This is a genomic window from Albidovulum sp., assembly GCF_008933605.1.
Lineage (GTDB): Bacteria > Pseudomonadota > Alphaproteobacteria > Rhodobacterales > Rhodobacteraceae > Albidovulum.
Genome location: NZ_WBUS01000254.1, coordinates 1 through 2,761, shown reverse-complemented (window position 1 = coordinate 2,761; position 2,761 = coordinate 1). Strand labels below are relative to the sequence as shown.

Below are 2,761 nucleotides of genomic sequence, written 5' to 3'. Positions count from 1 at the left end.
GGCTGGAACCGCGAGGGCGTCGGCTCAGCCCGCGCGCCCGCCGCTTTGCGGACGCGCCGGCCGCCCCATCCGCCCCCCCCGCCGTACCGCCTTCGGCGCCGCGCCGAGCCCGGCTTCGAGAACGGGGTTCATCGGGTGGCCGGGATGGCCGGCGGCATAGGTGGCGAGAAGCGCGCGCAGCGCCTCGGCCGTGTCGGTTCCGGGCGCAAGGCTCAGCGCCCAGTCGAGGAAGATCGAGCGGCATTCGCCTAGTGTGATGCCCTCGATCGCATAGCTTTCCCGCACCAGTCCCTTGGGATCGGCCTCTTTCACGTCCATCGCCCTGCGTCCCATCCCGTCATGCCCCCTCATCCCCGCCCGCGCCCGCGGCTGCCCCGTCGGGGATCGTGCCCAGCACCGCGTCGATGATGCCGGAGGCGCGCGCAGTCTGAGTTCCAAGCTGCGACGCCAACGCGACGATATCCGACATGCCGGTCTCGCGCAGAAGGAACGCCTGCCCGCCCTCCCCGACCGCCGCCATGTCCAGCGGTTTCTGGGTCAGCAGCCGCTCCCCCGCCTGAAGCCGCCAGAGGAAGCGGTAGGCCTCCTGCAACACGGCCTCGTCGGCCGCATCGAGAAGGCCCGCCCTGAGGCCCGCGCGCAGCTGCGGTTCCACCCGGCGGGCGGGCGCCGCGGCGCGCAGCGCGCAGGCTTGCGCCAGAAGCTCGATGTCCTGCAGCCGGCCGGGGCCGACCTTCGCCTCCCACGCGCCGTCCGGGGCCTTGGCGGCGAAGATCCGGGCGCGCATCTCGGCGGTGTCGGGCAGGACGCGCGAGTCGGGCCCCTTCGCGGCCAGGACGGCAAGCCGGATGGCCTCCACCTCCGCGGCGAGCGCGGGGTCGCCGGCGACCGGACGGGCGCGGGTCAGCGCGAGATGCTCCCAGGTCCAGGCCTCGGTCATCTGGTAGTCGCGGAAGCTCTGGAGCGAGGTTGCCACCGGCCCCTGCCGCCCCGAGGGCCTGAGCCGCATGTCCACCTCGTAGAGCCGCCCGTCCGCCATGGGCGCGGTCAGCGCGGTGACGAGCGCCTGGGTGAGCCGCGCGTAGTAGGCCCGCGCCGCGAGCGGGCGCTTGCCCTCGGAACTCTCCGCGCCGGCGCTGTCGTAGATCACGATGAGGTCGAGGTCCGATCCCGCGTTCAGCCGCTCCGCCCCGAGCGAGCCCATGCCGAGCACGACCGCGCCGCGCCCCGGCGGCGCCCCGTGCTTGGACGCGAACTCGGCGACGACGACCGGCCACAGCGCGGCCAGCACCGCGCCGGCAAGGTCGGCGTATTCGCGCCCTGCGACCGAGGCGTCGATCAGCCCGCGCAGATGGTGGACGCCGATGCGGAAGTGCCATTCCCGCGTCCAGACCCGTGCGGCGGTGAGCCGCGCCTCGTAGTCCGCGACCCCCGCCAACCGCCGCGACAGCTCCGCCGCGAGCGCTTCGGCCCCCGGCCAGTCGGCGAAGAAATCGCCACCGATCACGGCGTCGAGCACCGCGGCATTGCGCGAGAGATACTGCGCGAGTCCCGGCGCGGTTGCGCAAATGTCGACAATCAGGTCGATCAACTGCGGATTGGCGTCAAAAAGCGAAAAGAGCTGCACCCCCGCCGGCAGCCCGGCGAGGAAACCGTCGAACTGCCTCAAGGCCTCGGCAGGACTGGCGGCGCGGGAAAGCCGGCTCAGGATTTCCGGCTGCACGCGCTTGAAGATCGCCACCGCGCGTTCGGACCGGAGCGCCGGATAGCTGCGCCAGCCATCGACGATGGCCCGGGTCTCGGCGTCCATCTCGGGGCCGGCGCGGGTCTCGCCGGGGGCGAAGAACCCCTCGGTCAGGTCCGCCACCCGTTCCAGGCGCGCCTTGAGTGCTTCGCGGAACCGCGGCGTGTCGCCCTCGCCGCACATCCGGGCGATGCGGTCGAAGCCCTCGGGCGAGACCGGCAGCGCATGGGTCTGGGCGTCGCCCACCATCTGCACCCGGTGCTCCACCTCCCGGTGGGCGCGGTATAGCGCGGTGAGTTCCGCCGCATCCGCTTCGGGCACCCAGCCCTTCATCGCCAGCGCGGCGAGCCCGCCCACGGTGTCGCGGAGCCTGAGGTCGGGGTCGCGCCCGCCCGCGATGAGCTGGCGGGTCTGGGTGAAGAACTCGATCTCGCGGATGCCGCCAACCCCGAGCTTCATGTCGTGGCCTTCGAGCGCGATGGGACCATGCAGGCCCTTGTGGTCGCGGATCCTCAGCCGCATGTCGTGGGCGTCCTGGATCGCCGCGAAGTCGAGGTGGCGGCGCCAGACGAAGGGCGTGAGGGCCTTGAGAAACCGCTCGCCCGCCGCGATGTCGCCCGCCGCGGCGCGCGCCTTGATGTAGGCCGCGCGTTCCCAGGTGCGGCCCTGCGCCTCGTAATACTGCTCGGCCGCCGACATGGAGATGCAGACCGGCGTCACCGAGGCGTCGGGCCTGAGCCGCAGGTCGGTGCGGAAGACGTAGCCCTCCGCCGTCATGTCCGAGAGGAGCGCGGCCATCCGGCGCACCACCCGGATCAGCGCCGCCCGCGCCTCCTGCACGTCCGCGCCGGGATAGCGGCTGTCGTCGAAAAGGCAGATCAGGTCGATGTCGGAAGAATAGTTGAGTTCGGCCGCCCCCATCTTGCCCATCGCGAGCGCCACGAGTCCGGCAGCGGCCCCGACGTCCGCCTCGGTGGCGCCGGAAATCCGGTCGCGCCGGATCTCGGCGGCGACGAG

At 72.6% G+C, this 2,761-nt stretch carries 2 protein-coding genes; both read right to left on the bottom strand.

Going from position 1 to position 2,761, the window contains the following annotated elements; translation table 11 throughout:
• Positions 1-24 precede the first annotated feature (24 nt).
• The gene (locus F9K34_RS18395) at positions 25-318 is read right to left on the bottom strand and encodes a hypothetical protein (protein WP_291338553.1); all 294 of its coding nucleotides are present in this window, start codon (positions 316-318) and stop codon (positions 25-27) included.
• A gap of 19 nt (positions 319-337) precedes the next feature.
• A partial coding sequence (locus tag F9K34_RS18390; RefSeq protein WP_291338552.1) for a glutamine-synthetase adenylyltransferase occupies positions 338-2,761 on the bottom strand: 2,424 nt, incomplete at its 5' end.